Source organism: Desulfovibrio gilichinskyi (assembly GCF_900177375.1).
Taxonomy (GTDB): domain Bacteria; phylum Desulfobacterota; class Desulfovibrionia; order Desulfovibrionales; family Desulfovibrionaceae; genus Maridesulfovibrio; species Maridesulfovibrio gilichinskyi.
Window position 1 is genome coordinate 150,818 of the sequence record NZ_FWZU01000005.1, and the last position, 26,004, is coordinate 176,821.

At 43.1% G+C, this 26,004-nt stretch carries 28 protein-coding genes; 12 read left to right on the forward strand and 16 right to left on the reverse strand.

Annotation, left to right across the window (positions count from 1 at the left end):
• Window positions 1–3: 3 nt before the first annotated feature.
• The 10 genes from B9N78_RS14615 to B9N78_RS14660 all read right to left on the reverse strand — a co-directional run bounded on the left by B9N78_RS14615 (window position 4) and on the right by B9N78_RS14660 (window position 10,853).
• Window positions 4–1,143, reverse strand: a complete 1,140-nt coding sequence (locus B9N78_RS14615) for a DegT/DnrJ/EryC1/StrS family aminotransferase (protein WP_281248190.1) — start codon at window positions 1,141–1,143, stop codon at window positions 4–6.
• A 123-nt stretch (window positions 1,144–1,266) separates the two neighbouring features.
• Complete coding sequence (locus B9N78_RS14620; protein WP_085103607.1) at window positions 1,267–1,899, reverse strand: acetyltransferase; 633 nt, start codon at window positions 1,897–1,899, stop codon at window positions 1,267–1,269.
• 23 nt (window positions 1,900–1,922) lie between these two features.
• The gene (locus B9N78_RS14625; protein ID WP_085103609.1) at window positions 1,923–2,522 is read right to left on the reverse strand and encodes a sugar transferase; all 600 of its coding nucleotides are present in this window, start codon (window positions 2,520–2,522) and stop codon (window positions 1,923–1,925) included.
• A gap of 3 nt (window positions 2,523–2,525) precedes the next feature.
• Window positions 2,526–3,635, reverse strand: a complete 1,110-nt coding sequence (locus tag B9N78_RS14630) for a glycosyltransferase family 4 protein (protein ID WP_085104102.1) — start codon at window positions 3,633–3,635, stop codon at window positions 2,526–2,528.
• Window positions 3,632–5,593 (reverse strand): asparagine synthase (glutamine-hydrolyzing), encoded by a 1,962-nt coding sequence (asnB, locus tag B9N78_RS14635; RefSeq protein WP_085103611.1) that lies wholly within the window; start codon window positions 5,591–5,593, stop codon window positions 3,632–3,634. Before asnB ends, B9N78_RS14630 begins: the two co-directional genes overlap by 4 nt.
• A 6-nt stretch (window positions 5,594–5,599) precedes the next feature.
• Window positions 5,600–6,601, reverse strand: a complete 1,002-nt coding sequence (locus B9N78_RS14640; RefSeq protein ID WP_085103612.1) for a KpsF/GutQ family sugar-phosphate isomerase — start codon at window positions 6,599–6,601, stop codon at window positions 5,600–5,602.
• A gap of 12 nt (window positions 6,602–6,613) precedes the next feature.
• Complete coding sequence (locus tag B9N78_RS14645) at window positions 6,614–7,825, reverse strand: type II secretion system F family protein (RefSeq protein WP_085103614.1); 1,212 nt, start codon at window positions 7,823–7,825, stop codon at window positions 6,614–6,616.
• A gap of 13 nt (window positions 7,826–7,838) precedes the next feature.
• On the reverse strand, window positions 7,839–8,615 hold the full coding sequence (locus B9N78_RS14650) for a PDZ domain-containing protein (protein ID WP_085103616.1): 777 nt from the start codon (window positions 8,613–8,615) through the stop codon (window positions 7,839–7,841).
• Between the two features lie 58 nt (window positions 8,616–8,673).
• The gene (locus tag B9N78_RS14655; RefSeq protein ID WP_085103618.1) at window positions 8,674–9,579 is read right to left on the reverse strand and encodes a response regulator; all 906 of its coding nucleotides are present in this window, start codon (window positions 9,577–9,579) and stop codon (window positions 8,674–8,676) included.
• Window positions 9,576–10,853, reverse strand: coding sequence for an ATP-binding protein (locus tag B9N78_RS14660; RefSeq protein WP_137982556.1), 1,278 nt, complete (start codon window positions 10,851–10,853; stop codon window positions 9,576–9,578). Before B9N78_RS14660 ends, B9N78_RS14655 begins: the two co-directional genes overlap by 4 nt.
• 173 nt (window positions 10,854–11,026) lie before the next feature.
• On the opposite strand from B9N78_RS14660, the gene B9N78_RS14665 reads away from it, so the two are divergent.
• From B9N78_RS14665 to mnmM, 10 genes are all read left to right on the forward strand, one after another.
• The gene (locus B9N78_RS14665) at window positions 11,027–12,403 is read left to right on the forward strand and encodes a WD40 repeat domain-containing protein (RefSeq protein ID WP_085103620.1); all 1,377 of its coding nucleotides are present in this window, start codon (window positions 11,027–11,029) and stop codon (window positions 12,401–12,403) included.
• Between the two features lie 35 nt (window positions 12,404–12,438).
• Window positions 12,439–12,900: a type II secretion system major pseudopilin GspG gene (gene gspG / locus B9N78_RS14670; RefSeq protein WP_085103622.1), complete on the forward strand. Its 462-nt coding sequence runs from the start codon at window positions 12,439–12,441 to the stop codon at window positions 12,898–12,900.
• A gap of 20 nt (window positions 12,901–12,920) precedes the next feature.
• Entirely contained in the window at window positions 12,921–13,349 is a 429-nt protein-coding gene (locus tag B9N78_RS14675; RefSeq protein WP_085103624.1) for a pilus assembly FimT family protein, read from the forward strand.
• Window position 13,350: 1 nt separating this feature from the next.
• Window positions 13,351–13,716, forward strand: coding sequence for a type IV pilus modification PilV family protein (locus tag B9N78_RS14680; protein ID WP_085103626.1), 366 nt, complete (start codon window positions 13,351–13,353; stop codon window positions 13,714–13,716).
• Window positions 13,713–14,297 (forward strand): prepilin-type N-terminal cleavage/methylation domain-containing protein, encoded by a 585-nt coding sequence (locus B9N78_RS14685; protein WP_085103628.1) that lies wholly within the window; start codon window positions 13,713–13,715, stop codon window positions 14,295–14,297. The genes B9N78_RS14680 and B9N78_RS14685 overlap by 4 nt, the downstream gene beginning before the upstream one ends.
• Window positions 14,284–15,234 (forward strand): type II secretion system minor pseudopilin, encoded by a 951-nt coding sequence (locus tag B9N78_RS14690; RefSeq protein WP_085103630.1) that lies wholly within the window; start codon window positions 14,284–14,286, stop codon window positions 15,232–15,234. The genes B9N78_RS14685 and B9N78_RS14690 overlap by 14 nt, the downstream gene beginning before the upstream one ends.
• A 77-nt stretch (window positions 15,235–15,311) precedes the next feature.
• Window positions 15,312–16,427, forward strand: a complete 1,116-nt coding sequence (locus B9N78_RS14695) for a hypothetical protein (RefSeq protein ID WP_085103632.1) — start codon at window positions 15,312–15,314, stop codon at window positions 16,425–16,427.
• A 60-nt stretch (window positions 16,428–16,487) separates the two neighbouring features.
• Entirely contained in the window at window positions 16,488–16,985 is a 498-nt protein-coding gene (locus B9N78_RS14700) for a type II secretion system protein M (RefSeq protein ID WP_085103635.1), read from the forward strand.
• Between the two features lie 9 nt (window positions 16,986–16,994).
• Entirely contained in the window at window positions 16,995–17,729 is a 735-nt protein-coding gene (locus B9N78_RS14705; protein WP_085103637.1) for a hypothetical protein, read from the forward strand.
• A 37-nt stretch (window positions 17,730–17,766) separates the two neighbouring features.
• On the forward strand, window positions 17,767–18,342 hold the full coding sequence (mnmM, locus tag B9N78_RS14710; protein ID WP_085103639.1) for a tRNA 5-(aminomethyl)-2-thiouridylate-methyltransferase MnmM: 576 nt from the start codon (window positions 17,767–17,769) through the stop codon (window positions 18,340–18,342).
• A gap of 94 nt (window positions 18,343–18,436) precedes the next feature.
• Here the strand turns inward: mnmM and B9N78_RS14715 are convergent, their stop codons facing one another.
• The 6 genes from B9N78_RS14715 to B9N78_RS14740 form a co-directional block, all read right to left on the reverse strand.
• A complete protein-coding gene (locus B9N78_RS14715; RefSeq protein ID WP_137982557.1) occupies window positions 18,437–19,534 on the reverse strand; it encodes a DegT/DnrJ/EryC1/StrS family aminotransferase in 1,098 nt (365 codons plus the stop codon).
• Window positions 19,512–19,943 (reverse strand): sugar 3,4-ketoisomerase, encoded by a 432-nt coding sequence (locus tag B9N78_RS14720; RefSeq protein ID WP_085103643.1) that lies wholly within the window; start codon window positions 19,941–19,943, stop codon window positions 19,512–19,514. Before B9N78_RS14720 ends, B9N78_RS14715 begins: the two co-directional genes overlap by 23 nt.
• A complete protein-coding gene (locus tag B9N78_RS14725; protein WP_085103645.1) occupies window positions 19,940–20,695 on the reverse strand; it encodes a glycosyltransferase family 2 protein in 756 nt (251 codons plus the stop codon). The genes B9N78_RS14720 and B9N78_RS14725 overlap by 4 nt, the downstream gene beginning before the upstream one ends.
• Window positions 20,696–20,819: 124 nt before the next feature.
• Window positions 20,820–21,800 carry a flagellar motor switch protein FliM gene (fliM, locus tag B9N78_RS14730; protein WP_085103647.1) on the reverse strand — a complete coding sequence of 327 codons (981 nt, stop codon included), beginning with the start codon at window positions 21,798–21,800 and terminating at the stop codon, window positions 20,820–20,822.
• Window positions 21,801–22,002: 202 nt separating this feature from the next.
• Window positions 22,003–22,848 (reverse strand): M15 family metallopeptidase, encoded by an 846-nt coding sequence (locus tag B9N78_RS14735; RefSeq protein WP_085103649.1) that lies wholly within the window; start codon window positions 22,846–22,848, stop codon window positions 22,003–22,005.
• Between the two features lie 367 nt (window positions 22,849–23,215).
• A complete protein-coding gene (locus tag B9N78_RS14740) occupies window positions 23,216–23,602 on the reverse strand; it encodes a Ros/MucR family transcriptional regulator (RefSeq protein WP_085103651.1) in 387 nt (128 codons plus the stop codon).
• A gap of 631 nt (window positions 23,603–24,233) precedes the next feature.
• Here B9N78_RS14740 and B9N78_RS14745 point away from each other — a divergent pair.
• A complete protein-coding gene (locus tag B9N78_RS14745) occupies window positions 24,234–25,664 on the forward strand; it encodes a mannose-1-phosphate guanylyltransferase/mannose-6-phosphate isomerase (RefSeq protein ID WP_085103652.1) in 1,431 nt (476 codons plus the stop codon).
• A complete protein-coding gene (locus B9N78_RS14750; protein ID WP_085103654.1) occupies window positions 25,661–25,957 on the forward strand; it encodes a hypothetical protein in 297 nt (98 codons plus the stop codon). The genes B9N78_RS14745 and B9N78_RS14750 overlap by 4 nt, the downstream gene beginning before the upstream one ends.
• Window positions 25,958–26,004: the final 47 nt, after the last annotated feature.

Below are 26,004 nucleotides of genomic sequence, written 5' to 3' on the forward strand. Positions count from 1 at the left end.
TCGTTATTTTCCGCATTTTTTTATGCATTCAATTGTCCTGTCCAGATCAGATTTGCTCATGGCTGTACCGCAAGGCAAACATAAACCTTTTGCGAACAGGTCTTCGCTGACTTTTCCTCCGAATGATCTGCAGTCAGCAAATACAGGTTGCATATGCATCGGTTTCCATACAGGGCGTGATTCAATATTCTCTTTTTCAAGAGCTATGCGAATCTGGTCAGGATTAGCTCCGAATTTATTGTCATCTACTAAAATGACAGTCAGCCAGCGATTGCATTTGCCATATTCTGCTTCGGGCATAAATGAAATTCCTGTCAGGTTGTCCAGCGCATTTTTATAGTAATCGAAAATTTCGCGTTTACGGGTAACTCTGTCTGCAAGCACTTCAAGCTGACCGCGTCCAATCGCCGCGACAACGTTACTCATACGGTAATTGTACCCGATTTCATTGTGTTCATAGTAAGGCAGAGGCTCTTTTGCCTGTTGGGACAGCCAGCGGGCGCGATCAATGTATTCTTTATTGTCAGAGCCGAGTAAACCTCCACCGGAAGTGGTGATAATCTTATTGCCGTTAAATGAGTACGCCGCCATGAGTGCACGTTTTCCTGCATGCTCGCCTTTGTACATGGCGCCGACAGATTCTGCCGCGTCGACGATCAGCGGAATATCGTGCGGCTTTAAAATTTCCAGAATACGGTCATAGTCAGAGCATTGCCCGTAAAGGTCAGTCGGGACTACCGCTTTAGGTTTTTTGCCGATAGAAATATAATAATCAACGGCTTGCGCTAAAAGGTCAGGGTCCATGTTCCATGATTTGTAATCTGAATCAATAAAGCATGGCTCAGCTCCGAGAAATTTCACAGGAGTAACGCTTCCGATAAATGTCAGTGATGAAGCTATAACCACGTCCCCTTTTCCAACTCCGAGAATCCTTAGTGCAAGGTGCAGGGCCGCGGTCCCGCTGGAAAGAGCTGCGCAGTGCGCAAGCCCGGATATTTTAGAAAAATCTTGTTCAAATCCGTTAACTTGAGGCCCGAGCGGGGCAATGAAGTTGCTGTCAAAAGCCTGCTGGACGAAATCTTTTTCAGTTCCGCCCATATGTGGGGGGGAGAGGTATATACGGTCTTTATTACTTGCGGACACTTTACGCGCTTCCTTTGAGTATATTATTCTTAGATAACAAGGGGTCTGATATTACAATTTTGAGCTTTAGTACAGTATATGATTTAATGAATGAAAGTGTTTGTAATGATTATATAAATATATTTATTTAGCCTTAAATTTCAATCTCTTGGCAGGGATTCCCGCGGCTGTAATATCCTCGGCGATATTGCCGGTGGCTGTAGATCCGGCTCCGAGCATAGCCCTGTTTCCAATAGTTACCCGTGGTAGAACTGTTGCACCTATTCCGACCATAGATTCTTCACCGACAATCACTTCTCCGCCCAGAGTTGCGCCGGGTGCGATGTGTGCGTGAGGGCCGATAACATTGTGATGCTCAATGGTGCTGTTGGTGTTTATGATTGTGTTATCTTTTATTTCAGCCCCGGTATTGATCACAGCTCCGGCAAGAATCATACATCCGGTTCCGATTTTTACGCTTGGAGAAATAATTGCTGAAGGATGTATAACTGTAAACAAGGTTTCGCCTGCCGCAGTAAGTTCTTCAAAAATACGTTTACGAAGTTGGTTGTTACCAAGTGCGATAACGACTCCATCATGCTCAATTTTTGAAAGATGCTCATTGCCGCCTGGAACTGGTATTCCAAGTACACTTTTTCCGATCACTGCTGGGTTTTCGTCCAAAAAAGCAACAGGTTCTGCTCCTTTCATCAGCATCAAGGCATCTGCTACAACTTGACCGTGTCCGCCTGCGCCCATAATAATAATTTTTTTCATATATAATTCCTGCGAAGTGATAGCTAATCTTTATTTCCCATAAATTCTTCAGCTGTGGCGTGTCCGGCTTGGCTGATCCCTTCTCTTTTGAATACGCGCCCAACCGTCATGAAAAGTATTTTTATGTCCAGTAAAACAGTGTGATTGTCTACGTACCAGACATCAAGCTTAAATTTATCGTCCCATGAAATTGCGTTGCGTCCGTTAACCTGCGCCCATCCTGTAATACCGGGAAGAACTTCGTGCCTTCTGGCCTGTTCGGGAGTGTAACGCTTTAGGTATTGCATCAGCAAAGGTCTTGGCCCCACAAGTGACATATCACCGAGGATAACATTAACAAGTTCCGGTAACTCATCAAGTGATGATGAACGGAGAAAACGGCCGAATTTTGTAAGCCGCACCGAGTCCGGCAGCAGGTTGCCGTCTTTGTCCTTTGCATCGGACATAGTTTTGAATTTTAGTATATTAAAAGGTTTGCCATGCAGTCCTGGTCTTCTTTGCAAGAAAAATATTCCGCCGCCCATTTTGCGGTAAATAGCAACAGCAAGGATTACCAGAACGGGTAAAAATATTATAAAGGCCGGAATCGCCACGGCAAGGTCAAATGCCCTTTTAAGTGTCATAATTTAGAGTCCCATCGCTTTCATTATGGTCGAATTGACCTTGTTAACATCATATTTTTCTGTTGCAAGGTCACAGCTTTTACCGCCCATGGTGCGGACAAGTTCTGGCGTAATAATAAATTTTTCCATAGCAGCTTCAAGAGCCGGAACATTTTTTACAGGAACCAGAAAGCCGTTATCGCCGTCAACGACGGTTTCGCGACATCCCGGGGTCTCTGTGGTGACAATCGGTCTGCCTGTAGACATGGCTTCAAGCACCGAGCGGGGAGTTCCTTCTCTGTAAGAAGGGAGCACATATACTGAGCAATTTCCCAGCTCATCCCTAACGTCATCTACAGGGCCGATGCATTCAACTCCGCCGGATTTCCATTTTTCAATTGTCTGTTTACTTATTGAATCAGGGCCGGGGTCATGTGGCCCGACAAGCCGAAACTGCGCCTGAGGGTATTTTTTCTTCAGGTGCATTGAAGCATGAGCAAATTCACGCACGCCTTTTTCTTTCAGCAGTCTTGATATGCACAGAAAAACAGGCGCGTCATGTTTTACCGGCAGGGTGCAGAAATGATCAAGATCCACTCCTGAACCGTTTGTAATAAAAGTCGGTTTGTTTTTACCGATTATTCCAAGCTCAATAAAAAGATTCCGGTCATCGGGATTTTGAAACATGACACCGTTATTCATGGCGAGCCCGCAGCGGTACATATTTTTGACCAGCTTGAAGAGCGACGCGCGCTTACCTTCGGTATCTCCGAAGGCGTACCCGAGTCCGGTTATCATAGAAAAAATAGAAGGAATCCCGGCTAGCTTGGCCGCCAGTGAACCGTAAATGACAGGCTTAATAGTATACGAAAGCACAACGTCAGGTTTAACGGTACGTAGAATTTTAAATAAAGAGTATACGGTGAAAGCATCCCTTACGGGATTCATTCCGGTGCGTCTTATGGGGGCTGGAATAAATTTAACTCCCATTGCAGCGAGTTTTTCCGGAACATCAGGGCTGTCTATGGGCGCGATTCCATAAACTTCATGGCCAGCACTTTTCATGGCGCGAAGCATGGATCCTCTAAAATTTATAAGCGAAGGCCCGTATCCTCCGATAACAGCTACTTTCATGAAACATCCCATTCATCCATCCATGACTGGAATACTAAAATATTCCATATCCTGTAATGGTTGTCTTTTTCGCCGCTCAGATGTTCCTGCCATGCTTTTCGCACAGTCCGGCCATTAAAGTAACCATCATCAGCCAACCGTTCAGGTGACAGAAGATTCTCGGCCCACCCGCGTAAAGGCCCGCGCAGCCAGTTGTCGATGGGAATACCGAATCCCATTTTGGGGCGTTCAATCAGGTTCTTAGGTACATATTTGTATAAAATTTTGCGCAGCGCGTATTTGCTCTGACCGTTCTGCATCCTGAGATGCATGGGTAACCGCTGAGAAAATTCAACTATTTCGTGATCAAGGAATGGAGCTCTTGTTTCAAGGCTTACAGCCATTGCAGCTCGGTCAACTTTGGTCAGGATATCATCCGGCAGATAGGTTGCCGCATCCATGAACTGCATCCACGCAGTAAGGTTTTTTGTGCTTGGCTGCATGGAACGGTTTTGGAACGGGCTTACTATTTCACGACCGCTCATTACTGTTGTTTCAGGGTTTAACCAGTTTGAGGTAAGCGCTGTGTAATAATCTGAGGCTGATTCCGCGTCCATGACATTGGCAAGTTTATGCAGCTTTTGGCCGGGCAGTCTCATACGCAGTTTTTCCGGTATGATAGGCTCGAGCATGGCGAACAGCTCGTTCAAACTTTCCGGTGAAACTTGTAAGATTGCTTCAGCCATGATTGAACGCAAGGAGACTGGAATATGTTCTAGTTTTTTCCATAAAGAACAACCACGAAAATGGCGATTGTATCCAGCAAAAAGCTCGTCTCCACCGTCACCTGAAAGGGCAACGGTAACATGCTCACGAGTCATGCGCGAAACCAGAAGGGTCGGAATCTGCGAAGCATCCGAAAATGGCTGATCCCATATCCGCGCAATGGTCGGGATAATATCAAGCGCATCTTTTGGTGAAACATATAGCTCGGTATGTTCGGTTCCAATGTGCTGCGCTACCAATTTTGCTTCTTTTGCTTCATTATATGCTTTGTCGTCAAAACCGATGGTGAATGTTTTGACGGGTGAAAGAGCGCATTGCTGCATCAGTGATACTATGAGTGAAGAGTCAATTCCGCCTGATAGAAACGCACCCAGCGGCACATCCGCAATCATTTCACGTTCAATTACATTCAGGAGTAAGTCTTCTAAAGTGTCGATTATGTCTGTATCAGGTGCTGTGAATATTTTATTTTCAGCTTCCCGTGCGCAATCGAGCAGCGACCAGTATTCTTTGGGTTTGGAAATAGTTCCGTCATGGGAAACGGACGCCCATGTGCCAGGCATAAGGACGTGAACATTTTCAAAAATAGTATGAGGCGCCGGAACATAGTGGTAGCGCAGGTATGATGAGAGAGAATTACGATTTACTTTTTTCTTAAAGCCGTCGTAAGCCATGAGAGCTTTAAGCTCAGAGCCGAAAAGAAAAGTATTTCCTTGTTTGGAATAATAAAGCGGTTTTTCACCCATGCGATCTCTGGCAAGGAAAAGCTTGCGTTTTTCACGATCCCAGAGGGCTATGGCAAACATTCCGCTGAAAGATTTTAACCCTTTTTCAAGTCCCCATTGCTCGATTGCTTCGAGCATGACTTCAGTGTCGGAATGTCCCCTCCAACCTTGAAATGAGTCTGCTTTTTCAAGTTGTTCACGTAGAACACGGTAATTATAAATTTCACCGTTAAAGACTATGACAAAGCGCCCGGAGCTGCTGATCATGGGCTGAATGCCCTCTTCAGTCAGGTCTATAATTGCAAGGCGGCGGTGGTCGAGTCCTATGCCTGATTCCGGATCAGCCCATTGTCCTGCTCCGTCCGGTCCTCGTGAACGCTGGGCATAGCCCATGCTGTTCGCTATTTGGCATAGCTGTTCAGAACTCGTGCTCTTGGAAAAATCAATAAGTCCGGCGATACCGCACATATAGGGTTAGCCTCTCGTGTTTTCCGCGAATTTGAGTCTGCCTTTGCCAAGCAGATCATGGAGATGGATCATGCCTGAAATTTTTCCTTCTTCATCCACAACGGGAAGAACTGTAATCTCTTTAGCTTCCATTAAATCAAGTGCTTGAGCAGCGGACATGTCCGGCGTTACCCGCAGTGGATTTTTAGCCATAACTTCAAAGGCCGGACCAGCAGGATTAAGTTTGCCGGAACATACCAGCCTGCGGACATCGCCGTCGGTGATGACCCCGGACAGTTTGTTTTCTTTTGAGGTAAGGGCGACAAGTCCGAGTTTTCCTTTATCAAGGATACTTAGAGCCTCCGACAAGGGACTGCTGTCCGGGGTGGACGGAACATTATCGGTGTGCATCAGTTCGCTTATGCAAAGGGTCAGCCTGCGTCCGAGTGTTCCGCCGGGGTGGAATTTCTTAAAATCTATGCTGTTAAAATCTTTGTGGTCCATAAGACAGACAGCTAAAGCATCGCCCAGAGCCAAGGCTGCGGTTGTGCTGGATGTCGGAGCTAAACCATGCGAGCAAGCCTCACAAGGAACTTTCGATTCAATTACGATATCGGAAAGATAGCCCATTGTGGATTTACTATTGGAAGTGATGGAAATTATTTTAGTTTCAAAGGAGCGGATTGCCGGAAGCAGAGAGTTTAACTCGTCCGTTTCCCCGCTGTTGGATATGGCGATAACCACGTCATCCGGCCTCACCATTCCCAGATCTCCGTGCGCTCCTTCAACAGGATGTAGGAAAAATGAAGGCGTTCCGGTGCTGGACATGGTCGCGGCGATTTTACGTCCGACAAGTCCGGATTTACCGAGTCCTGTTATTATTACGCGACCTTTGCACCCTGCCAGCATTTCAACAGCTTTGGCAAAATTTAAATCCAGATCTTTGCGTATGGCTGCCAGCCCTTGTTCTTCAATAGCTAAAACCTCGCGGCCGCGTTTAATGAAGTCCGACAATTGTTTATCCGTCATTATTTGAAATTCCTATTTTACGAGAGTCGTCAGGTCGAAAATCGGTCCCATAATTGCGACAACGATAAAGGCTATGAGCATACCGATGAACAGCAGGAGCATCGGCTCAGCAAGGGCCACGACCCGTTTCATAAAGTTATCTACATCGCGTTCGAAAATTGTTCCCATGCGTTGTAGGAACTTGCCGAGCTGGCCTGATTTTTGTCCGGCGGTGAGGGTTAGTATGTAGATGTCAGGGTAGATTTTTTGTTCTGCAAAAACGGAGCTTAAAGTTCGCCCTGTGGCTACTTCCTCTTTTGCTTCTGCAATTTTTTTCTTGAAAAATGATGATTTTACAGCTTTAGCGGAACTTTCCATCCCTTGAACCAGCGGTATTCCTGAATCAAGCTGAAATCCTAAAATTCCTGAGAAACGGGCAAGGGTGCTTTTTTGAACCAGAGGAAGTTTCCAGAGCAAAGCGTCAATTTTTTCTCTGAAAGCCGGAATTGATTTGTATGCACTTATTAACCCGAAAATAATTACAGCTGGAATAATAAGGGCCATGATTCCGAGGTCACCGAGAGTATTGCCGAGGGCCACTACGATCTTGGTGGATGTGGGAAGTTCACTCTTTGAAGCCTGAAAAATTCCGGTGATTTTAGGAAGAACTTCAGAAAGTAGAAAATATACCGCGCCAAGTCCGATCATCAAGATAACGCATGGATAAACCATGGCAGTCATGAGTCTGCCGCTGACCTCAGCGCGTTCTTCTTCATACTTGGCAATGTTTTCCAGAACATCACCGAGTTTACCGACTGACTCAGCAACTTGAACCATCCCGACATATACAGGGGGGAAAAGTTTCGGATATTTATCCAGACAGGATGAAAAACTTTCACCTGATTGAACCGCGTCTCTGATTTCCATCCAGATACGGCTTGCAAATCCGGATGTCATACGGGACATCATATCCAGTGATTGAGCAAGCGCAGTTCCGCTTTGCAGTAATATTCCCAAGTAATAAAATGATTCCCCAAGTCTTATCTTACCACCGATTGTCAGTGATGAGGTGAATGATTTGGAGGATGAAGTTTCACCTTGATTGGATTTAACCTGCTCCAATCTTAAGGGCATGAGTCCTTTGCTCTGCAACGTTGCAAAAGCTTTTGACTGAGAGGAGGCTTCAACAAATCCTTTCGTTTTCTTACCTGAATTTGTTACGGCTCTATATTGATAAGTCGGCATTTATGCAAAATTCCTACTTGAGTTCCACAACGAGTGATAAGATTTGGCCATTGCGTTCCACATCAATATAGATTGCAGAAGCTCCAGCCATGGACCCGTATACCTGAAGAAGTTTGGTGGGGCCGGTGATCATTTCACCGTTGATACGCATCAGAACATCACCATCTTCAAGTCCGAGTTTGCGGAGCATTGAATTCCGCTTGATGTTAGTAATACGGAATCCTTGAGTTTTACCGTTTTGAGTGTTCGGTTTAAAAAGAGCCTGACTGAGAAAAGCGTTAGGATCTTCGAGCACCGCAGAAGCTTCGACCTTATCAATGACCAGTTTGTTAGTTTTGCCGCGGACCAGTTTTAAGCTTTGAACCTGATCCCACATGGCAATTTTCTTTTCTTCGCGTCCAAATTTCCAGATAACATACTGAGGCTTAATTTCTGCAAGAGTCCACCCTTCGTACTCTTCCCCTTCGCGCATGATAACGGTTTCATTTTTTATTCTGAATACGGCCATGTCCACTTCGCCGGTCAGTATGCCGACAAGTGTCCATGTGCTTGGTGTGACGGTTGCTTTTTTCTGAATTTCCGAAGGGTTATCAAGTCCTAAAATGTTGTGTTCAAGGATCACAGATGATTCTTTAGTTATTTTATCGACTGCAGATGTTGTGAAAGACTCTCCCAGAATCGGAGCAGTAGGCACCGGCAATGGAATATACGACGAAGCCAAATATGCAACCGCAAGTCCGAAAACAAGCGGCCATATCCATGCCGGGAATTTAGTATTTTTAAGCTCCATGTTCAGTCAATATCCTGCAGTTATTTATCTGTTTTGAAAACTGTTTCATTTATGATTTCTATTCTTCAATTTCAGCGTAAGAATGGTAGTTGTTTTTAATCCACTTGTCCATCCCCTTGGTATCATGATAAATATCCAGTCTTATTAATCTTTTCCTGAGAGTTTTGGCTGAACTATAATAGAAAAGACGGACTTTTCGCGATAACCTTGCGCTGAAGACATTTTGCGTGCCTTGAACCTTATGGATATTCATACCCGGAGTCCCGGCGTCCTGCACATCAAACCTTATAAGAGTTTCGATAACTTTTTTAAACAGTTTGAACTGTGTTGAGTAAAGTTTTTCGAGGTCTTCAATAAAGCTGGGCAGGGGCTCACTTTTGGTAAGAAGGGATTCAAGAATCTCTGAAATTTTTTCAAATCCTTTAGTGTCTGATTTGCCTTCTTTAGAAATCGATTCAAGCCTGCGCTGCTCGGTCTGAAGTTCTTCGACTTCTTGTTCCAGAAGATGATGATATCCTTTGATCTCCTCCATCTCATTCATGAGACTGTTGATTCTTTCCGCACTTTTTTTGCTCTTGCCGAGGTAAAAGTGAAGCATTCTCAGGAGGTGATCTTCAGTAACCGGTTTTGGTATGAAAAAAGTGAAAACATCAGACTGCGCTTCGTCTGTGGCTTCAGCGTCCATTCCTGTAAGTAAAATAACAGGGATGTAAGGATATTCCTCACGGATAAAGGGAAGTATTTCAACTCCGCTCAGTCCCGAACCTTCAAAGTGAACATCAAGCAGAATTACATCCGGTTCTTCTTCTGACTCTTTTAAAAAGGCCAGAAAAGAAATCGGATCATAAAAGGATTCATGTTTTTCAAGTAATCCTGCCTCACGAAGAATTGAAACGGTATATTCATGCAACCGGGGATCATCGTCCGCCAATACAAAAAAGAGTTGTTCCTGAACCGGACTCATGCTGTTTCTCCTGCGGGAAAAGCCCCCGCTGGGCCGAATGTACCGAGAGGTACAAGTATACATACTTCTAAACCTTTTGACCCAAGGGTCTCAGTATTTGAAACCGAGATCTCAAATCCCATGTTGTCTCCGAAAAATTTTACAAAAAGAGTTCCCTGTCCCATAGCCTTTCCCTGTCGTTTTGATGAAGGAACGGCTCTTTTAAAAAGATCTTGCAGACTGTCATCAGCAACGCCGCCACCTGTATCTATAATTCTTATTCGCGCATTTTTTCCAACAGTATCTGCGATTACAGCAAGTTTGGGAATATATGTTTTAAACTCATCATTTCTTTGTCGCAGCAATTCTATCTGTCTCAGTTCCATTGCCGTCTGGCTGTTTCGCAAAAGATTAAGCAGAATCTCCCATGTCTTATACCTATCAATGAATATTTCTTCTACTCGTCCTTTCCAGCCGGTGAAATCGAAGGAAGCTTCAAGCCTTTTCTGGAATTTTTTCCGGTCGTTATCTAGGTTCTCTTTAAGTTGCTCAGCCAGTTCGTCAAGGGGTATTAGCTGCGGCTTAAAGGATAATCTGTTTTCAAGCCCCCGTAAATGTTCGATTATGCTTTCTTCAAAAGGAGTTACGATCTGGTTATACAGTTCTCTTTCTTTCACTTTCGGAAGATCGTTGATTATCGTATGAATTTGTGATTTCCAAGAATTTTGAAGAACCATCAATTCATCTTTAACCATATTTGCCTGTACTATCATATCTCCGGTTAGTTTCTCCGTGGAGATCATGAGTTCCAGCTGTCTTCGTTTTTGCTGTTCTTCTTTAATTGATTTTTCTCTGGCAATTTTTTCTGCGTCCGCGGGTGATTTCCTTTTTGTCATTATAAACATGAAAATGACTGTTAGGACATACAAGACCATAAAAGATCGGCTTAAAAATAATTTTGAAGAGAATTTTCCCGTCATATAAAGCAGGCGTGAAAAAATGAAAGCAAAGAAAATATTAAAAAAACCTACGTAAGTCATGGTTTCTCTGCCACCGATGCGCCATGAAAAATACAGACTGGAAACGACTAAAACTATGCAGAAAATATAATGCCTGATAGGATCGTCTACGTTTAAATCGAAAAGGATATACGCAAATATATAGAAGGCGGCTAAAAGCGGTAGTCGCCATCCTCCATTTTTAGTAGGGCTGAATATTTTTTCGCAAAAATTGCGAAAAGTTTCCCTAAAGTTTGTCTTTTCGCCGGAATCTGATTTGTGATTATTTCTTCTCATGCGGTCTGCCTGAGGTTATCCTTTTTTAAAATAAATGTGATGAGTTGTTTTGCCGTAATACCGCCTTATGAGCAAGGGGGAGTTTTAGATCGGACTTGACTTTTACATGTACTCCCTTAGAACCGTTATCAAGTTTATGGTGGTTTATCGAATTAAAGGACTGGCTGATTAAAATGAAAAAGAATTTTGCATTATTATTTATAATATCCTTAATGATTGTTTTTTCAGGATGTTTCGGTTCCGGGAGATCTGCTCAGGCCCCGGATGAGCCAACTGTTGTTTCCGATGACAGCCTTGATGTTGCACACCTTGTCGGAAATAAACCCGTAACTATCGCCGAATTGGTACAGTTTTCAGCTTCCCAGCAATATTCATCGCTAGACAGTATTTATAATCGTCCTCCTGAAGGGATGACCGGAAACTATTATGTCCAGCTTAGCGACGGAAATGAAATTGTTAATCTCGCTGAAAATGTAACAGTCCTTGTTCAAAAGGAAAATATACTTGCGGAAGGCTTTAAAAACGGACTTATCCGAATCTACGGAGGGCCGGGTTGTTCTGCTGTCCAAACATCTTCCGAACCTGTAAACGATATTTCATGGTTTCCTGATTCTTACGTTTTAGCCGCAACATCAGGGAATAATCCTTTTGTGGAAGTTTTTAACGTTAAAACCTGTTCACGTGTTTTGACGGCTGATGTCAACAGTACCATCGATAAGTTTGCCGTTTCTCCTAAAGGGTCGTGGCTTGCTGTAATTGATAAAGCCCGCAGGCTTTGGGTTGGTCCTCCTGTCGGTCCTTTTACTCAAATTCACAGGTTCCTTCGCGAGCCGCTTTCGCTGTCTTTTTCCGATGAAGAAGGGATTTTGATGGCAGTTGATGCCATTGGCGAGTTTGCTATGTGGAGCCCGCTCAAGGGAGTTCAAATTTTCAGGAGCAAAATTGAAGGCGGGCCTTTTTCCTCCGTCAAGTCTGACGGTCCGTATCTGGATATGACAACGGAAGCCGGGGATCGTTTTCGCTGGGATGTCGCGCAGCGAGTCCGGTCAGCATATAGTGAAAGCGAAAAAAGCTTTAAATTAAAAAACGGAGTTGTGTCATATATCTCTCCGAGAAAGAGGCTTTCGCGAAAAGTCTTTTTCAAACCTGTAGTAATAGAAGTCTCAAAGTCTCCATCTGCAAAAGCTTTTCGGGTTAATGACATTGATGGAGAGATGCGGTACTACTCTTCTGTTACCGGGGCCCCTCTTGAAGACCTTCAGGATCTTGCAGATTGGCAAAAGGTCAGTGTCGGTAACGATTATTCTTTTTCTGAACGAGGACGCTCTTTTATTTTGGCTGAACCTATTGCACAGCGTGAATTTCAACGGTTGTATTGCAGGTTTATTCCAAGTAAGGGGTATTTCCTTTGGTGGGATAAAGTCGCAAGGCCGGATGATTATTTCCGGTCGCGTGGTATGGTGCCGAGCCGCTTAGGTATTTCAAAGGATTCTCCTTTGAAATGGAAACCTCTTGAGGCCGGGAAAATAGATATTCGGGATAATAATTGATAGGTTAATTTTACATTCTTAAAGTCGAGGCTAAAATGGAAGAAAGAAAAAAACGTATTTTAGAAATTAATAAGAATCAGCGCGGGTTCAGTCTTATCGAATTGATGATTGTTATCGTTATCTTAGGACTTTTGGCGTCTATGCTTGTTCCTAAAATTATGGATAGACCTAACGAAGCAAGAGTCACCAAAGCTAAAATGGATATGAAAGCACTTGATTCAGCCTTGAAACTTTATAAGCTTGATACAGGCAGATATCCTACCACTGAGCAGGGGCTTATGGCTTTGATTAAAAAGCCTGATACCCGTCCGGTTCCTCGTAACTACCGTAAGGGGGGATATCTTGATTCCACCACTGCTCCTGTTGATCCTTGGGGATATGATTATATCTACAGAAGTCCTGGTGAAGAAGACCGCGACTACGAAATTATATCCCTTGGAGCTGATGGAATGGATGGCGGAGAAGATTTTGACGCAGACATCAAAAGCTGGGAATAGATTTCTTCGTAAGGATCTGTATGCTTAAGCATTCAAAGCGAACCCTATCGGGTGGATTTACATTTATTGAATTATTGATAGTTCTTATAATAGTGGGCATAGGCTGGTTCACGCTTATGCCCAATCTTAATCTTGCGGGTAGCAAAGAAAAAGATTCTTTGAATCTTGTAAACGCTTTTATTTATAAGGCTCGTTCTGAAGCTGTTGAAACGGATTCCAAGCAGACTCTTTATATTGATTTTGAAAAAGGTCTTGTGAAATGGAAAGACGGAGAAATAGCTCTCCCCGGAAGAATAGTCAGCGGGCATCTCAATGAAGAGCCGCTCGGCGGAGACGGTGTAGATTTTTCCATTTATCCTGAAGGTTTCAGCGATGAGGTCAGGCTTGTTTTTGCTGATGGAGTGACGTTGTCTCTTGACCCCTTGTCTGTAAGGTTTGTGGAGATGTAGTTTGCCGGATAAAAACGGTTTTTCACTCATAGAGATTATCGTTGCTTTAACAATTGCGGCAACTCTTTCCATTACATTTTTAGGAGTGCAGCGGCAAAGTGTTTTGATGGCTCAAATTTCTAAAGATTCGTGGGATGTTTTGAACCTTTCACAAGATATTCTTGCCCACAAGTATCCTGAAGGTCTGGCAATGGTTTCTTCCGGTTGGATTCCATGGCCCGGACCGCCAGAAGGATCATTCAGGGTCGGCCTTGAAACCATTTCTTCCATAGGTGTCGGGTATTATTTAATAGAGACAAAGAGCGGCGGTTACACCTTAGGGTGGAAAGTTTACCGCGTTTCTCGCAGAACTCGGAATCAGCGATGAGTATTCATTTTGCTGAAATTAAGTGTTCCAGTTGCCGTCAGAGTGGTTTCTCGCTTGTTGAGGTGTTGATAGGGCTAGTTCTCTCGGGATTGTTGATGAGCATGGTTGCGATGGTTTTGGGACAATCTATAACCAATAATGAAGTTGTGCGCTCTAATGTCAGCCTTTCTTCCCGCATGTTCACGCTTCGGCGCATTCTGCATCGTGATTTACAGAACAGGAAGATTGGAGGATTTATCGGGATTGAAGGTAACGGCTTTACGATCGTTTCTACAAATAATCTTCTTGAGGATGGAGCTGTCGCTGTAAATGTGGATTGGGATTTTTCTGGAAATATGATCCGCAGAAGTGAACACTCCGAGCATATTAAATATGAAAGCTCATTTCAACTTTTGCGCGGCGTGACCACATGGTCTTTAGAATTTTTAGATGGTAAAGATAATTCATGGATTTCTGCTACGCAGTACAAAGCAAGACCGTTGAATCTAAAGTCTGCAGTAAAAGCCATGCGGTTGAATCTGTCATTTGAAGACGGGCAGCATATTTTGATTGTTGAAAGGATCCCTTATGTCTATGAATAAGAATCATGAACAATCAAAAGGTGTTGTATTAGTTCTTGTTTTGGTTATTTTTATGGCCCTTTCAAGTCTTACTTTGATGACGATTGAGGTCAGCTCTCGCGGAGCCGCGGAAGCTTCCAGGATGCGCGGAGAATATGAAGCTCATTTTGCTGCAGAAGAGGTTTTATCTCTTGTTTATAGACAGCTTCGTGAAGATGATACTCCGTTTTCAGATTCATCTAAAGATAAATGGGCTAAAGAATGGAGCTCTGACGGGGTTTCTTATACAATAAGGCCTTGTAATGAAAAAATAAATTTAAATAAGCTGTCTGAAAATCAAGATCAAAAGAAAATTGTTTCTATCATGAAGAGCATTCTTCCAGGCGGGCTTGATGTTTCCAGATTGCTTGGAAGTTTGGGGAATTGGGTTGGTAAAAAGACTAATTCTGTTTTAGAAAAAATGGATAGACTCTATTATGCTACGCAGTCTCCATCATATGAGCCTGCGAATGGTAATTTAAAAACCCCCGAAGAAATTTTGCTTGTAAGCGGCTGGCGTGATTTTAATAGAAAATGGGTCGTGGATACCTTTACGGTGTGGGATGAAGGAAAACTTAATATAAATTTTGTTTCCCGTGATACTTTGCTGGCATTTTTCCCGGAATTAGGACCGAAAATAGACAATATTCTTCACTGGAGAGATTCAAGGGGATTTACGGATTTAAGTCAGATTATTACCGTCGCAGGGATTATGGCTGATTCAGATCTTTATCGGGATATGTTGAATTTTCTTACAGTTAAATCAAATTTTTTTGAGGTTCTTGTCACTTCTGAAGCGAGCGGTTGTAAGGTTGTTAAGCGTTATATTATTTCACGCCCTGAAAATTTTCAGAACCAGCTTCCGAAGCTCATATATCAAAGTGATGTGTCGGTTACATTCCCTGAGATTAATAGTTAGTGGTAAGTAGCCAATTCTTCGGCTACTTCTGATAAATAGACAAACAGCTTTCTTACGGGTATAGGACAGAGCCATAGATGGCCGCATTAAAACATATATATATACTTTCTTTTACAGGACAAGAACATCAATGGATGTTGTTTGACGGTGCAACTCTTTCCGAATCGGAAGGGCCTGGACCTAAAAATAAATATCCGGCTGTTGCGTTGTTGCCTGATCCCCTTTTTTTCTTTTTCAGACCTAAAGGTGTTACCAAATCCAGACATGCTAAATCTGCAACTTTAATGCAGATGAATTATTCCTTTCCGGATCATGGAACCGGTTTTAAGGTTTTGCGTCCTTCCGGAGGAGCTGTTCTGGGATACACTTCTCATGATCTCCTTAGCAGATTTCTTGATCAGCACAGGGAAGTTCTTTCTAAAGTTACTGTTCTTACTTCTGAGTTTGTAGTCTGCTGGCGTGCTGCGGTGGCAGAAGGACTGTCTGTTTGGAGCTGGAAAGGTCAGGGAGGGGTGCGCATTCTGGCTGCAGCCGAGGAACTTACTTATTTTCGCGGTGGTGATGAAGAATTTGATAATCGGTTCAAACGGCTGAATCTTGATGGTGAACCGGAAATAATTGAGCTTGAAAAAGCCTGTAAAATTTTTGAAGAGAAAAAGATTCGCTGGGCCAGATTAAATCTGCATTCAGGTGGAAGGTCTAAAGAGGATAAGAGTGCTGTTCTTGACTTTAAGCCGTTTATTATTGCAGCGATTCTTACAAGTTTAATTGGAATTTTCTTTATTGCAGGACAGTACCACCGTTGGCAGCTGAGTAAAGATGTCGCGAAAGAGTGGCGCGTTAAATTGCAGGAAGTTTATGTTTCGGCATTAGGCCCTGCGCCGGGTTCAGATCCATATGGAAAGATCCTTTTCAAGCTTGACCAGCTAAAAAGCGGTGGAAGCAACAAGGGGGTCGACGTTGTAGGGTTGCTTGCTGTGCTAAGTGAAAGTTCCCCTGCCGGTATTTCAATCGAAAGTATTAACCTTGGGGCAGATTCAGGGAATATTCGCGGTAAAGTCAGCACTTATGAAGATCTTGACGGCATGATGGAAAAATTGTCCGGTGCTGGCCAGTTCCATTTTGTTCTTGAGCAGGCCACCAACGTTCAAGGTGGTATCGATTTCAGCCTCAGAGCTGAGTATAATCGGTAATAATTAAGAATCGTGCGATTTTAGAATAATATTTGAGTATAGTTTTAAAGGTATTTTTTTATGGAACTGGAAAGATTTTTTATCTGGCAGGATTGGCCTGCTGAAAAGCAAAAGCTGTTCTTTGCCGCTCTTGTTGCTGCGTGGGGGCTTGTGCTTTTTATGATCTGGTCCGGTTTTCATGAAAGTCAGGTAAGCGAAGCCCGCTCTGTCCTTCAAAACAAGTTGCAATACAGTAAAACAGTACCGCTTGTTGAGCAGCTTAAAGTCGGAGAAGCTTCGCAAGGAGCTCTTATCGACCGTGAACCTATGACGGCAGCTCAGCAGGTTACCCGCGATTTAGGCCTTGATAACAGGCTTACCTCGCTTAGGCCTCTTCAGTCGGGCAGCAGCTCGGGGGAAGGCGTGCAGGTTATTCTTGAATCTTTGAACCTGCCTGAAATGGTCGCACTCATGCGGGATTTTAATGTCCGCGGGGGGCTGAAAGTTACCTCCTTTTCAATTAATCACAGGCTGGACACGCCGGATTTGGCAGATGTACAGATTATTCTTGTCAGGTAGGCTGTTCATATGAAGTTTAAACCGAATTTTTCCATTAAAACGGGACTTGGCAGATTTTTTTTATTTCTTGCCGGGATTATTCTCGGTATTTTCCTGTTTATGCCTTGGGAGGTTATCTGGTCTCAGGTCTTTAAACAGATTGACGCAAAAGTTTCCAAAGCAACTATCCAGTGGGGAGATTTTGTAAGTGCCGGACCTTTATCCTTTGAAGTGACCAATTTATACGTTACTACTGACAAAGGTCTTATTATCACTATTCCGCAATTCGGAATGTCCTTCGGTCTTTCTCCTCTTGTTGAAGTCAGGGTCAAAACAGGGCCGGAGCTAATCGCAAAGGTGTTTAAATCGAAATCGCTTACGCTGAGCGGCGGTGTGGATTTGAGTAAAGTTGTTAAATTAGATGGTCTGGGCGGCATTGTTAAGATAACTTCTGATGTAGGTTTTCATGAATGGGGCGGACCTCCTAAAACAGGAAGCCTCGTAGTAAGTTCAAAGCAGGTAGAGATTCCCGGCGGTCTTGTTGCTGAAGACGTAAACGTTAATGCCGTGCTTGCCGGAAATCAGTTTCAGCTTAATTCTTTCAGCAGCGGAATGCCCGTACCTACTGACGCTAAAGGTTCTGCTACTCTTAACTGGGAGAATCTTCAGGCGTCTACGTATAATATTTCAGGCAGTGTCACTTTCGGGAATACTAAACGGCAGTTCGCTAAGACCGGAAATATTTCCAAGTATTTAAATTTCTAGCATAAGTAATGCTTATCCCTCTTCCCAAAGAGATCAAATGATACTTAACAATATTCTATCATACGCAAAGTGCGTTCTTCTTGAAGTGCTCGAGCATGGCTCCATCGCAATTGATGCAACTGTCGGAAATGGCTATGACACTGTTTTTCTTGCTCAGCAGGTTGGGCGCGACGGGCGTGTTTTCGGCTTTGACGTGCAAAAGGATGCTATTGAACAGACACGCGAAAAGCTTAATGAAGAATGTGTGCCTAACAACTGGAAGTTGTTTCATCAAGGGCATGAGGATATGCTTGATGTTATTCCTGAAAAATATCACGGCAAAATCAGCGTTGTGGTCTTTAATTTAGGCTTTCTGCCGGGTAGTGATAAGAGTGTTGTGACTAAAGCGGAAACAACTTTGAAGGCTCTTGAATCTTCGCTTAAGATGCTTGCAGTCGGGGGGATTATCTGCATCGCCATTTACGCCGGGCATCCTGGCGGGGAAGAAGAGGATGTCGCGGTCCGCGAATTTTGCAGCACCCTGGATTATCATTCCGTAAGGGTTATTCAGAGCGAAATGACCAATAAACCCGGATTTCCTATCAGGCTCTTATTTTTGGCAAAGCTTAAGTAATTAGCACCTCTGAGAAAATAGAAAGACCGGCAGAAATTATTTCTGCCGGTCTTTTTTTTGTTTTTTAAGTTAGTCTCTGATCGGGTGCAGATTATCAGTGATAAAATTCATTAATAGTCTTTACGACGTATTCCGCCTGCTCCGCAGTCATATGCGGACCTATGGGCAATGATACAACTTCGCGGTGGATCGCTTCACTTATCGGCAGGGACAAGTGTCCCATGTGCTTGTATGCACCTTGTTTGTGCGGTGGAGTCGGGTAATGAATTGCTGTGTGAATCCCGTTTTCTTTAAGATGAGTAATGAGTCCTTTTCTGCCTTCACAGCGCACGACAAAAAGATGCCATATCGGCTGAGCCCACTGTGGTACAACGGGTAGAATCAGCGGGGTGTCTTTAAGTCCTTTAAGATAGATATCCGCAATATTTCTTCTGCGCCAGTTCCAGTCATCCAGAACATCAAGTTTAACGCGTAGAAAGGCTGCCTGCAGCTCATCTAAGCGGCTGTTGAATCCAAGAGTTTCGTGTACATATTTCTCTGATGAACCGTAATTACCTATTGAACGAATCCTTTTTGCGAGATCTGCATCCGTGGTCGTAATAGCTCCACCATCACCGAACGCACCAAGGTTTTTACCGGGATAAAAACTGAACGCTGCGGCATGCCCTAGAGTTCCGATCATTTTTCCCTTGTAAACAGCTCCGTGTGCCTGAGCTGCGTCTGTCACAACAAAAAGAGAGTGCTCTTCAGCAAAGGCCATGATCTTGTCCATATCTGCGGGTTGACCGTAAAGGTGAACAGGGATGATCGCTTTTGTGTCAGGAGTCAGAGCCTGTTCAAGCTTTTCAGGATCGATATTATAGGTGGCCTCAATCGGCTCTACAGGAATAATATTAGCTCCTGTGCGGGTAACCGCAAGCCATGTGGCAATAAAAGTGTTTGACGGTACGATTACATCGTCTCCGGCTCCCACTCCTGCGGCTCTTAGTGCCAGTTCCAGAGAATCAAGTCCGTTTCCGGTTCCTATGCAGTGATTTGCTCCGGTATAAAGCGCAAATTCTTTTTCAAAAGCTTTTACTTCATTACCTAATACATACCACCCTGATTCGAGAACTCTTTTTGCCGCTGCATCCATTTTAGCTGCAAGAGTTTTGTAGGTCCAGCCTACATCAAGAAATTGAATTTGAGTCACGCTCATTCACCGCCTTTAAAAAATCTTCATAAGTATAGTAATAATCACTCGGGTCATAATATTCTGAAGCAAGAACAAGACAAACTGAGCCGGATGAAAAATTCTCTAATTCGCGCCATGTCATTTTCGGAATATAAAGACCGTAGTAGGAACGATTGAGTGAAAATGTCGTTTTGTTTTTTCCATCGTCCAGTATAACATCGAAACTGCCAGAAGCAGCTATAATGTATTGTCTTAATTCCTTGTGGGCATGGCCTCCGCGAGATTCACCGCCGGGCACGTCATATAAATAGTACACTCTTTTGATATCAAAGGGAATATGGCGACTGTTTTCAATGAAAGTCAGGTTGCCACGGTTATCTTCTATTTTGGGCAGATCGATAAGCTGTGGTTTGTCTTCATTAATCATTTTTTATCCTTCAGCTCCAGTTCAGTTAGCCGGATATATTTTTGAAAGGTGTAAAAGAATCCGTGAATTGCAATAATAAGTCCCGCACGGCCATCCAGAAATCCTAATTTAAGCAGGTATTGTTTAAAAAATTTACCGATTCCATGCCCTATTGCCGCTCCGAGTGAAGCGCGTTTACCGCGGGAATACAGATCTTCGGCTGCGTCTTGAGTATAGCTGTTAATTTTTTCAAGGTGCTGGTTAAAATTCTCATAAGGGTAATGGATTATATCGCCGGAAAGTTCTCCAGCCTTATTTTTAGGGCGAAGCTCTTCATGCGGCCGGATTCCACCGATAGTTATTCCTTCCGGTCTAAATATACGGAAAAGCTTGTCGGGATACCATCCGCTATGACGGATGAATCTGTTAAAATACCATGATTTTCTGGCGCAGTAAAAGCCGTCCACGTTTGAAGGATTCTCAAGTTCATTGATGATGCTTTCAGCCAGCTGAGGAGAAATAATTTCATCCTGATCAATTGTTACAACCCATGGGGTTGTGATTTTAGTAAGAGCAAATTTGTGCTGCTCAATTGCGCCGTTCCAATCGTTGTGAACAACTCGTGCATTATGTTTTTTTGCAATTTCAAGAGTTGAATCTGATGAGCCGGAATCAATAACCAGCAGGTCGGAACAAAATGAAAGGCTGGTCAAAGCTTCATCCAGCAGCCGTTCTCCATTATAAGTCAGGACTAATCCTGTAATGTGGTTCATTTGAGCCTTTTCGTTGAGGTTCATCACGAAATAAATATTTAAAAATAGAATTAATAGTCGAAAATGAATTTATAGTAGATAGGCGCGAAGCGAGAGTCAAGAGGGTGTCGAAGAAGTGCCGCGGTTAAGTCATTTTAGGCTCAATGGCCTTTGTTATCTGTAGGGCGCGGTTAGCCTTAACTCTTCCGGGAATTCCATAGTATTTCAGAACGCCTTCAACTTCACACTCAACCAGATCTTCTTCATCTGTGTTAAGCAGCAGGAGGTCTCCTTCCTCAAGATTTACAAGCTGACGTCCTGTAATCTTTGTTCTGCCGAGGCGGACAACTAATTCAACCGGAGTTTCAAGAAGTCTTTCTTTAAATCTGCTTACCCAGACGTGGTCGATTTCAAGTCTTTCAGACTGAAATGATGCGTGGAGTTTTGAGCGGATAGGCTCAAGGGTCGAGTATGGCAGGCATACAATAAGTGAGCCGATTGCGTTTTCAAGTTCAACTTCAAAAGTAATGACTATGACAACATCAGACGGCGGAACAATTGCCGCAAACTGCGGGTTGACCTCAGAGCGGATAAGCTCAAGGTGCACTTCATGAACAGGCCGCCATGAATCTTCAAGGTTTGAAAGGGCGATTTTGACAACACGGTCGACTATAGCCTGTTCAATGGGGGTGAAATCTCGTCCTTCAACTTTCGGCTGTGAACCGGAACCTCCGAAAAAACTTTCCACAAGAGCAAAAACAAGGCGTGAGTCAACAACCAGAATAGCGTTACCGCGGAGCGGGTCCATTTTAAAAATCGAAAGGGAGGTCGGTACAGGCAGAGAGCGCATGAAGTCCCCGAATTTGGACATATCAATAGATATCGGGTTGATATCAACTCTTTTGCGCATGGTATTGGCAAGGTTGTTCGTTGCCAGACGAGCGAAACGGTCGTTAACAATTTCGAGCACGGGCATACGACCGCGAATAATGCGGTCCTGATTCGCAAGGTCAAATGTAACTACACCGGAATCATCATCCGGTATATCCTGCTCAGCTTCAACTTCTCCACCGGAGAGGCCTCTAAGCAGGGCATCGACTTCATCCTGTTGAAGGATTTTGCTCATTCTTCTGCGATCCGTGTTTTAATGTTTTTTATGGTATTCCGGCAAAGCCGTTTAATTGCCATTTCTTATTAATTAACTGCTTTATACAACAAAGTAAATGAAAGCTACAGTCTGCAATTTGTGAAGACTGCTCTCATATGACTGCTTTGTATATATCATATCGTGTTTCTTGCGAGAATCTTTAGATGTCTGATTGTACTTGTTATGGCCGGAAATTTTTAACCTTTATGTGCCAAGGTTCAAACCTTACTCCCAGCATATTGTCTTTGGGGTAGCGAAGTTTAAGATATCCCTGATTGCGAAGCCTCGTACATGTTTCAGTTCCGGCAAATTTGATGCTGAAATTTGCCGCGCCGAGTCCTCTTTCGCCGACATCAAAATCTCCTACACCGTGGAAGGAGTATCCCGGAGGAGCAAGGGATCGTGATGCAAGAGAGAGATTCCCATTATTTTCAGAGGCTTTTGCAAGAAAAAGGATGAATTGTTTCATGATACCTCGCACTCCGGAGGTGAGGTAAACCTTGTTTCCCAGCAGCTTCTTTATCGATTTGTAGGTTTCATAAGGTTGGCCGCGGTATAAAAAATTACCTGTTCTGGAAATTTTAACCAGATCCTTTTGGGAAATCTGTGATGTAATCTCATCGATTGGTCTTTTACCGTAAAATCCGTAGTTTGTTGCATCAAAATTAAAAGTATAATCTAGAAAATTAAGTTCTTTCTTGGTGAAACTGCCGATGGATGGATTGCTATCTGCATAACGCAGAGCCTCGTCGAAACCTAGTATACTGAAATTCCCGAAGCCTACAGTTTTCTGAATTCTTTTAAGTTTTTTGAATGTGGAATTAAGAATGGCTAATTGATTATTTTTTACGATAATATCACCTGTGTGCGGCAGGTCGAAATTAGCCATGTTGTGGAGGTAGTCTTTTAGATCCTGATCTTCTAAAGAGCGGGACGTTCCTGATGCATGGGCAAGTGTCTGTACTCCGCACAAGGAGGTTGCGGCTGTAACGGTGCAAAGCGTTTTTAGAAACGTTCGTCTGTTCATTTTGTTAATTGTTTCAGTCCAGTTTTAAGTTCAAGCTTAAATATGAAAACTCCGTTTTTCATATTGTTATAACATATAAGCCCAAGTGGGAAGCTTTTGAAAAGCTCCGCAGTTACGGGGATAGAAGTTTTTCACGTTTGTACTGGTTTTTAGTGATAGTGAAAGACCGGCTTAACCCAGCTGAATAAGAGATTTAGCGGCAGCAGATTTTGTGGATGCGGATTAAGAAATATGCGGTTTTAAAGGGGGGAAAGTTGTTTGATAGAGTGATAGCATTTCCGGTCTAAGCGTATTTGGAAAGCCTCTTTAGAACCTGATGCAGCTCTTAAAAAGGCACACCAAAATACGCTCAGGCCGGATTAATGATTTATTGTCCGCGTTTGGTCCAAAGTTGCATTTCTTTCATCTTTTTGCGGCGCTCACGCTGCAGTGATTTGCAAACAAGAGGAGTTTTCTTTTTAAGATCGTGTCTTTCTCTATACTCATCAGGAGTCAGATTATGTGAAGCAAGGTGCTTTTTAGTGATAATCTTGAAAGATTTACCGCATTCGCAACATACGATAGTTTTTTCTTTAATAGATTTTTTAGGGTCACATGCTGGTGCTTCTTCTTTTGCCGGCAGTGTATTTTCCGCAATCGCCTGAATACCGGCAGACAGTTTACGAACCATTGAAGTCATTTCTTCTTCGTTCATAGTTCTTACGCTGGCTTGTGCTTTGACTATTTCCAAAGCTTCTTTAAGATAATCTTCCACTTGATATCTCCTTTGGGATTATATTTATACTAACTGTTGTATTGGGAAAACAATGGATAAGGTAGATTATATTCGCTGTCAAATGTATTAAGCTGTCGCTGAATGTTTGTTTTGTTGTTTTTATGTAGAATTGTAAAGGGAAGAGCTGTTTTGACTGTCTCATAACGCGGAAATTGTTTTAATGCACTTATTAGCAGTGATTTTACTCGTTCTGTATAGAATATGATATGGGTTGGATAAACTTGACTGGAGCAAATACGCAAATCATGAGTATTTGTGTCCAAGTTCGGATTTGTTATAACCGTTTATTTATGCATGTGAATCTTGTCACTTAAATTTATTGTAGTTTTAAAGAAGAAAGTGTGAGTGCTTCCATATCTTTTTTGTTCTGTGTAAGTTCTGATAAGTAATTTGTACTCTTTTAAACGGTATGGAATCAATTCCATATGCGTATTTTTGAAAATATAATTTAGATTTATGATGCAGGATGTTTATTTGTTTTTTAAGCAAGTCGGATGTAGGTATATAAAATCAGGTTTGTGTTTTTCAGAAGATTTGTAAAATACTGATATAGACAGTGCAGGCGGTCTTTTTTAAGAAAAAATTTCCAAGTTTTATTCAGGGAGCGAGGATGATTATACCGGTAATTCTTTCAGGCGGAAGCGGAACCAGATTATGGCCGCTTTCCCGTAAATTGTACCCAAAGCAACTTCTTGATTTAACGGGAAACGGATCCTTGCTTCAGGCTACAGTCCATCGCGGATGCGGTTTGAAAGGGGCTGCAAATCCTATTATTGTGTGTAATGAATCTCACCGTTTTATGGTGGCCGAGCAGCTTAGGCAGATCAATATTCATCCCGATACAATATTTCTTGAGCCGGAAGGGAGAAATTCCGCTCCGGCAATCGCCGTTTCGGCTTTTCGTGTGCAGGCAGAAAACCCGGAAGCACTTTTATTGGTAATGCCGTCTGATCATGTTTTCAAAGATTCGGCAGCGTTCTATGCGGCAGTCGAAGATGGTGTAAAAAATGCAGAAAATGGTGATTTTGTCCTTTTCGGCATTGTTCCGACCTCTCCTGAAACAGGTTACGGATATGTTAGGCATGGGGATGCCGCTGAAGTAAGTAACGTTTCACCTGTCAAAGAATTTGTTGAAAAACCGGATTATCAAACCGCTCAGGCTTATCTTGAATCCGGAGAATATTTTTGGAATAGCGGCGTATTTCTTTTTAAACCGCAAGTTTTCCTTGATAAGCTAAAAGAACTTGAGCCGGAGCTCTATGAAGCATGTCGTCTTTCCGTTGAAAAAGCCCGTGTTGATCTTGATTTTGTAAGACTCCATGAAGCAAGTTTTATTTCATGTCCTGCAAAATCTGTTGATTATGCCGTAATGGAAAGAGTTACGAATAGAGTTGTTGTTCCTCTTGATAGTGGCTGGTCAGATATCGGATCATGGGATTCCTTGATGCGGGAGTTTACTGATGATGAAAATGGCAATGTCTTTGTAGGAGATGTGGTTACTGAAGGCGTGACAAACAGTTTCCTCCATTCATCCGGAAGAATTATCGGTGTTGTCGGTATGGACAATGTTGTGGTCGTCGAAACTGATGACGCCGTATTAGTGGCTGACCGCAAAACTGCTCAGGATGTTAAAAAGCTGGTTGAAACTCTCAGCAAAGCCGGACGGGAAGAAGTTTCTGTTCATCGCAAAGTGTACCGACCGTGGGGTTCCTATGAGCGGATTGATTCCGGGGGCAGATTTCAGGTTAAACGTATTGTTGTGAAACCGGGCGGGATACTTTCCTTGCAGATGCATCATCACAGGGCGGAACACTGGGTTGTTGTCACGGGAACCGCAAGTGTCCTTATAGGTGAAAAAGAGATGATGCTTAACGAAGATCAGTCCACATATATTCCTATCGGAGTCAAACACAGACTCACTAATCCCGGCAAAATAGATCTGGAACTTATTGAAGTGCAGACCGGAAGTTATCTTGGAGAAGATGATATTTCACGTTTTGAAGATGTCTACGGACGCTCAAAGGAAATTACCAAGTCGTGAAACATGCCTTGATTACAGCTTTATGCATTGTTTTATTCTCCTCTTTTGCCAGCGGCTGCCTGTGGATCATGGCCGGAGCTGTGGGGGTTGCTGTAGTTACTGCAAATATTGATGAATATCAAAATTCTGATTCCAACAGCACCGGTACAGAAGCTCTTGATGAATATCTTGCGGATGAAAAAGCTGTTGATGACGCTTTGGCCGGAGCTGAATCTGAAAAGATTGAAGTTAAAGAAAATGTGACAATTGATGATGTTATAAACAATAATGACGGCAAGATAATAACTAACTGATTTATGCCAGTTTTGGCTTGCATTGGGCTTTTTATAAAGTATATTAA